The organism is Streptomyces sp. URMC 124, assembly GCF_051386455.1.
Classification (GTDB): domain Bacteria; phylum Actinomycetota; class Actinomycetes; order Streptomycetales; family Streptomycetaceae; genus Streptomyces.
Window position 1 is genome coordinate 21,037 of sequence record NZ_JBPQTS010000105.1, and the last position, 6,000, is coordinate 27,036.

Genomic DNA, 6,000 nt, shown 5'->3' on the forward strand with positions numbered 1-6,000 from the left:
TTCGGCATGACATGCCCGTCATTTCACCCATGACGATTACGCCGTGACATTCTCTGCGTCCAGAACATCCGTTGCATCATTCGCCGGACCGCGCTCGCGGATGTGTGAAGCATCGCCGAGCAGGGTATTCGCAAGCAATTCCTCGGAATCGGCCGGGGGCTGCCATTGACGACTCCTCAGCCAGGCGCGTTTGAGGTGGAGATGAACGTCGGATTCCCAGGTGAACCCCAGGCCACCATGCACTTGCAGACAGTCACGAGCATTGCGCACGGCTGCACTGTCAGCGAGCAGTTTGGCGGCGGCGATTTCCGCCGGTTCGCCCGGCTCCACTGCGAGTGACGCCGCGTAGACCGCGACGCGCGCGAGCTCGGCGCGCACGAGCATCTCCGCGCACACGTGCTGCACCGCCTGGAAGCCGCCGACCGGGCGGCCGAACTGGGTGCGGTGGCGGGCGTGGGAGACCGCCAGTTCCAGGGTCCGGAAGGCACTGCCGAGTTGCTGCGCGGCGGTCAGCAGGGCGGCCTCCCGTCGCATCCGGGCCGCGTCGACGGGCAGGGCGGGCGGGCCGCTGTCCTGCGCGCGGGGCAGCTGCCGTACGAGGTGGAGGGGCGTCGTCGGATCCACGCACCGCACGGGCCGGGCCCGCAGGGCTCGCGGGGCCGCACCCGCGCCCGTGTGCAGGAGCCGGACGACCGGGCCGTCGAGCAGCAGGACGGCGTCTGCGGAGGCGAGGTGCTCGGCCGCTCCGGGCCCGTCCAGGGCCGTGACCGCACAGTCGCCGTCGGCCGCTCCCGTGACGAGGCCCGCGGCCAGGTGCGTGGCGACGAGCGGCCCCGGCAGCAGGGCTCGCCCGGCCTCCTCGAAGAGCAGCACCGCCTCGGGCGTCCCGAGCCCCGCGCCGCCGTCCTTCTCGGCCAGCCGCAGGGAGAAGAAACCGGCCTCGCCCAGGGCCCGCCACAGCACGGGGTCCGGCGCGCGCGGGCCGGCCGGGGAAGGGGAGTCGGCCAGGGCGCGCAGCCGCTCGCGGGGATGGTGGGCGGCGATGAGGCTGCGCATCCCCGCCTGGAGGGCCCGCTGGTCGTCGGTGAGGCGGAAGTCCATGGTCATCGCCCTTTGGGGAGGCCGAGGATGCGCTCGGCGATGATGTTGCGCTGGATCTGGGAGGTGCCCGCGGCGATCGTGTAGGAGAGCGAGGACAGACGCTGCGCCGTCCACTCCTGGCGGGCGTCCAGGGACTCCGGCCCGAGCACCTCGGCAGCGGCTTCGTAGAGCTCTTGGCGCGCCTGGGAGTAGCGCAGCTTGAAGACGGAGCCGCCGGCGCCCGGGACTGCGTCGCCGCCGGTGCGCGCGGTGTGGGCGGCTTCGCCGACGTTCCACTGGACGAGCCGCCACAGCGCGGTGAACTCGGCGTTCAGGCGGCCGAGGCGGCGGCGCAGTACCGCGTCGTCCCAGCGGCCGTTGGCGTGGGCGGTGCGGGCGAGCCGGGCGAGGGTGCGGCGGCAGGCGACGACCTCGCCGGCGAAGGCGGTGCCGCGCTCGTAGGAGAGGGTGACCATGCTGACGCGCCAGCCGTCGTTCTCGGGGCCGACGCGGTGGCCGGCCGGCACGCGCACCTCGTCGAGGAAGACCTCGGCGAACTCCGTGGTCCCGGCGAGGGTGCGCAGCGGACGCACGGTGACGCCGGGGGCGTTCATCGGCAGGGCGATCCAGGAGATGCCGCGGTGGCGGGGGGCCGCGGGGTCGGTTCGGACGAGGAGTTCGCACCAGTCGGCCACTTCGGCGTGGGAGGTCCAGATCTTGCTGCCGGTGATGACGTAGGAGTCGCCGTCACGGACGGCCCGGGTGCGCAGGGAGGCGAGGTCGGAACCGGCTTCGGGCTCCGAGAAGCCCTGGCACCAGATCTCCTCGCCGCGCAGGATCGGGGGCAGCCAGCGTGCGCGCTGGGCGGCGGTTCCCTCGGCGGCGATGGTCGGGCCCGCGTGCAGGAGACCGACGAAGTTGGCGCCGACGTAAGGGGCTCCGGCGCGCTCGGCCTCCTCGATGAAGATCAAGTGCTGGGTGGGAGTGGCGCCCCGGCCGCCGGCCTCGCGGGGCCAGTGCAGGCCCGCGTAGCCGGCGTCGTGAAGGGCGCGCTGCCAGGCGCAGTCGTAGGCGCGCCGGGCGGGCCAGTCGTCGGCGGGCGGCTCGGGGGGCAGCCCGGGCAGGGTGTCCCGGAGCCAGGCGCGCAGCCGCCGGCGGAACTCCTCCTCTTCCGCGGTGAGGGTGAGGTCCATCGCGCCTCACCCTCCCAGGGGGTCCAGGTCCAGGCCGAGCATGCGGATGGCGTTGCCGCGCATGAGCTTGCGGACGGTCTCCTCGTCCAGGCCCCGCACGTGTTCGAGGGCGACCTGCCGGGTGTGGGGGAACGTCGAGTCGACGTGGGGGTAGTCGGTCTCGAAGGTGGCGTTGTCACGGCCGACGGCGTCGAGCGAGGCGATGCCGTGCCGGTCGCGGAAGAAGCAGCAGAAGATCTGGCGGTAGTAGTACGTGGACGGCGGCTCGGGGACGATGTCGCGCACGCCGCCCCAGGCGCGGTGTTCCTCCCAGACGTCGTCGGCGCGCTCCAGGGCGTAGGGAATCCACCCCATCTGGCCCTCGCTGTAGGCCAGTTTGAGGCTGGGGTAGCGCACGAGGACGCCGCTGAAGAGGAAGTCGGCCATCGAGGCCATGGCGTTGTTGAAGGACAGGGTGGCCTGGACGGCGGGCGGGGCGTCCGGGGACGCGGCGGGCATCTGCGAGGAGGATCCGATGTGCATGTTGACGACGGTGCCGGTCTCCTGGCAGGCCGCGAAGAACGGGTCCCAGTAGCCGGTGTGGATGCTGGGCAGGCCGAGGCAGGCGGGAAGCTCGCTGAAGGTCACGGCCCGTACGCCGCGGGCGGCGTTGCGGTGGATCTCGGCGACGGCGAGGCCTACGTCCCACAGCGGGATGAGGCAGAGGGGGATGAGCCTGCCGCCGCTGTCGCCGCACCATTCCTCGACCATCCAGTCGTTGTAGGCGCGTACGCAGGCGAGGGCCACCTCCTTGTCGTGCGCCTCGGCGAAGGTCTGGCCGCAGAAGCGGGGGAAGGTCGGGAAGCAGAGGGACGCCTCGACGTGGTTGAGGTCCATGTCCTTGAGGCGTTCCGCGGGGTCCCAGCAGCCGGGGCGCATCTCGGCGCGGGTGATGCCCTCCAGGGTCATCTCGTCGCGGTCGAAGCCGACGGCGGCGATGTTGCGCTTGTAGGGGAAGCTGAGGTCCTCGTAGATCCACCAGTCGGCGGGCGGCCCGTCGGGGTCCATGGCGATGACGTACTTGCCGCCGGTGTACTCGAGCCGGCCGATGCCGGTGGTCAGGGGGCGGGGGCCGCGGTCGCGGTAGCGGGCGGGCAGCCAGCGCTCGAAGAGGTGGGCGGGCTCGATGACGTGGTCGTCGACGCTGACGATGCGGGGCAGTTCCATCGGAGGCGCTCCCGTTATCTGACGGTCAGTCAGCTTCGAGGCTAGCCCCGCCCCACTGGACCGACAAGCCGTGGCGGCCTACGCTTCGCCGCACCGTGCTGACGTAGCGTCAGTTCTCGTGGAGGGGTTCGCCCATGACCCGCGCCGCCGACGACCTGCCCGCCTCCCGCACGCTGTGGGAACTGCTCGACCGCCGCGCGGAGCTGACCCCCGGCGCACCGGCCCTCATCCAGGCCGACGAGCCGGACGGCACCGGCCCCGGAGCGGGCGACCGCACGATCACCTTCGGCGAGCTGCGGACGCGCGCCGAGCGCACGGGCGCCGGTCTGCACGAACTGGGGGTGCGCCCCGGCAGCCGGGTGGCCTGGCAGCTGCCCACCCGCATCGAGACCGTCGTCCTGTCCTTCGCGCTCGCCCGTATCGGCGCCGTCCAGACGCCCCTGATCCCCTCCTACCGCGACCACGAGGTCGGCCACGCGCTACGGGCCACCGAGGCCGGGTTCTTCGTCGTCCCCGGCATCTGGAAGGGCTTCGACCACTCCGTCATGGCGTGCCGGCTCGCCCTCGCGCTCCCCGCGCCGCCCCTCGTCCTCACCGCCCACGGCAGCCTGCCCGAAGGGGACCCCGCGGCGCTCCCGCCCCCGCCGGCCGACGGCACGGCCGTCCGCTGGATCTACTGGACCTCCGGCACCACCTCGGCCCCCAAGGGCGCCCTGCACACCGACCGCGGGCTCATCACCGCCGGGGCCTGCCTGGCCGCCGCGCTGCGGCTCACCCCGCAGGACGTCGGGTCCATGGCCTTCCCCTACGCGCACGTCGCAGGCCCCGACTACACCGTGATGCTCCTCCTGCGCGGCTTCCCCGCCCTTCTCGTGGAGCACTTCTCCCTGCCCGGCTCGCTCGACGCCTACCGTCGCAACGGCGTCACCGTCGCGGGCGGATCGACCGCCTTCTACTCGATGTTCCTCGCCGAGCAGCGCAAACAACCAGGGCGCAAGATCATCCCGACTCTCCGGCTCCTGGCGGGCGGCGGCGCGCCCAGGCCGCCGGAGCTCTACGACGAGGTGGTCCGCGAGCTGGGGTGCCGGCTCGCGCACGGCTACGGCATGACGGAAGCCCCGATGATCACCATGGGGGACCCGGAGGACACCGCGGAGCACCTCGCCCGCACGGAGGGGCGGCCGCCCGCCGGCATGGAGATCCGCGTGGCCGACGCACACGGCAAGCCCGTGCCGGCCGGCACCGAAGGCGGCGTACGGCTGCGCGGCGAAGCCGTCTGCCGGGGCTACCTCGACCCCGCCCAGACGGCCGAGGCCTTCGACGCCGACGGCTTCCTCATCACCGGCGACCTCGGCTTCCTCACCGCCGACGGCCATCTCGTCCTCACCGGCCGCGCCAAGGACGTCATCATCCGCAAGGGGGAAAACATCTCCGCCCAGGAGGTCGAGCAGCTCCTGCGGCGCCACCCCGCCGTCGAGGACGCCGCGGTGATCGGCCTGCCCGACCCCGTACGCGGGGAACGCGTGTGCGCCGTCGTCCAGCAGGTCCCCGGAACCGGGCCGCTCACCCTCGGCGAGCTCGCCGCCCATCTGACCGGCGCCGGGCTGTCCGTGCACAAGATCCCCGAGCAACTGGAGCTGATCGGCCTGCTCCCCCGCGACAACACCCTGCGCAAGGTCCTCAAGTACCAGCTGCGGGAGCGCTTCGGAGCCGGCGGCAGCGAGCCCGGTCAGTCCGCCCGGTAGGCGGCCGCGGCCTGCTCGAAGAAGCGGTCCACCGCGCGCTGCTCGTTCGCCGGCCCGATCACCTGCAGCAGGTGGTAGCGGCTGCCCAGGATCGTGGCCGAGTTGCGTACGTAGACCTGGCGGCCGCTGCCTTCCGTCCAGTTGAACGTGCCCTCCGCCGACGCCGTCCGGCCGACATCGATGCGGCGCAGGCCGGAGGCCCCGGCCCACGACGAGGAGCGGTACGCGGCCAGCTCGGGCTCCTTCTCCTGCTGGTACGCCATCGGATCGCTGCCGAACTCGGCCACCTTGTCCCGGCCCGGCACCACGATCAGCCGGTAGCCGCCGCCCGCGTAGACGACCTGCCCGCGGTCGTTCTCCCCCTGGCGCTGCCAGTCCTCGGCGACGGCCACGGTGAACCCCTTGGGGTCCTTGCGCAGGGCGAAGCCCTCGGCGGGGCCGCCGGAGCCGGCGCTCCGCGCCTCCGGAGACGCCGACGCGGACGGCGTCACCGGCGACGCCGACGAACTGCTCCCGCCCGGCTTGCCCGCGGCGGCCGGGGCGCGGGGCGCGGCGCTGGGCTCCCCGGCCGTGCCCGCGAGGTCCGCGGGCGCCCGGCCCGACCGGCCCGCGCTCTCCTCGGCGCGCGGCATGAACACCATCGCGTACAGCCCGGCACCGACGAGGAGCAGCAGGACCACGCCCAGCAGCAGCCGGCCCAGGCCGTACGCCGAGCGGGCGGGGCGGCCGCGCTGTTCCTGCAGGTGGTCGGTGCGGGGTTCCGCGGGGCGGGGGGC

The 6,000-nt window shown here is 73.4% G+C and carries 4 protein-coding genes and 1 pseudogene; 1 reads left to right on the top strand and 4 read right to left on the bottom strand.

The features are described from left to right. Nucleotides 1–36: 36 nt before the first annotated feature. From ACSNOG_RS21395 to ACSNOG_RS21405, 3 genes are read right to left on the bottom strand one after another with little or no spacing between them, the layout of a single operon-like run. Entirely contained in the window at nucleotides 37–1,101 is a 1,065-nt protein-coding gene (locus ACSNOG_RS21395) for an acyl-CoA dehydrogenase family protein (RefSeq protein WP_436754295.1), read from the bottom strand. 2 nt (nucleotides 1,102–1,103) lie between these two features. Then, nucleotides 1,104–2,273 (bottom strand): acyl-CoA dehydrogenase family protein, encoded by a 1,170-nt coding sequence (locus ACSNOG_RS21400; protein ID WP_436754291.1) that lies wholly within the window; start codon nucleotides 2,271–2,273, stop codon nucleotides 1,104–1,106. A gap of 6 nt (nucleotides 2,274–2,279) precedes the next feature. After that, nucleotides 2,280–3,479: an amidohydrolase family protein gene (locus ACSNOG_RS21405; protein ID WP_436754292.1), complete on the bottom strand. Its 1,200-nt coding sequence runs from the start codon at nucleotides 3,477–3,479 to the stop codon at nucleotides 2,280–2,282. Nucleotides 3,480–3,613: 134 nt separating this feature from the next. Here ACSNOG_RS21405 and ACSNOG_RS21410 point away from each other — a divergent pair, with 134 nt between their 5' ends. Continuing rightward, the gene (locus ACSNOG_RS21410; protein ID WP_436754293.1) at nucleotides 3,614–5,224 is read left to right on the top strand and encodes a class I adenylate-forming enzyme family protein; all 1,611 of its coding nucleotides are present in this window, start codon (nucleotides 3,614–3,616) and stop codon (nucleotides 5,222–5,224) included. On the opposite strand, the pseudogene ACSNOG_RS21415 reads toward ACSNOG_RS21410, so the two are convergent. Then, nucleotides 5,209–6,000 (bottom strand): annotated as a pseudogene (locus tag ACSNOG_RS21415) (protein kinase); the annotation flags it as partial. The gene ACSNOG_RS21410 and the pseudogene ACSNOG_RS21415 sit on opposite strands and share 16 nt — an antisense overlap.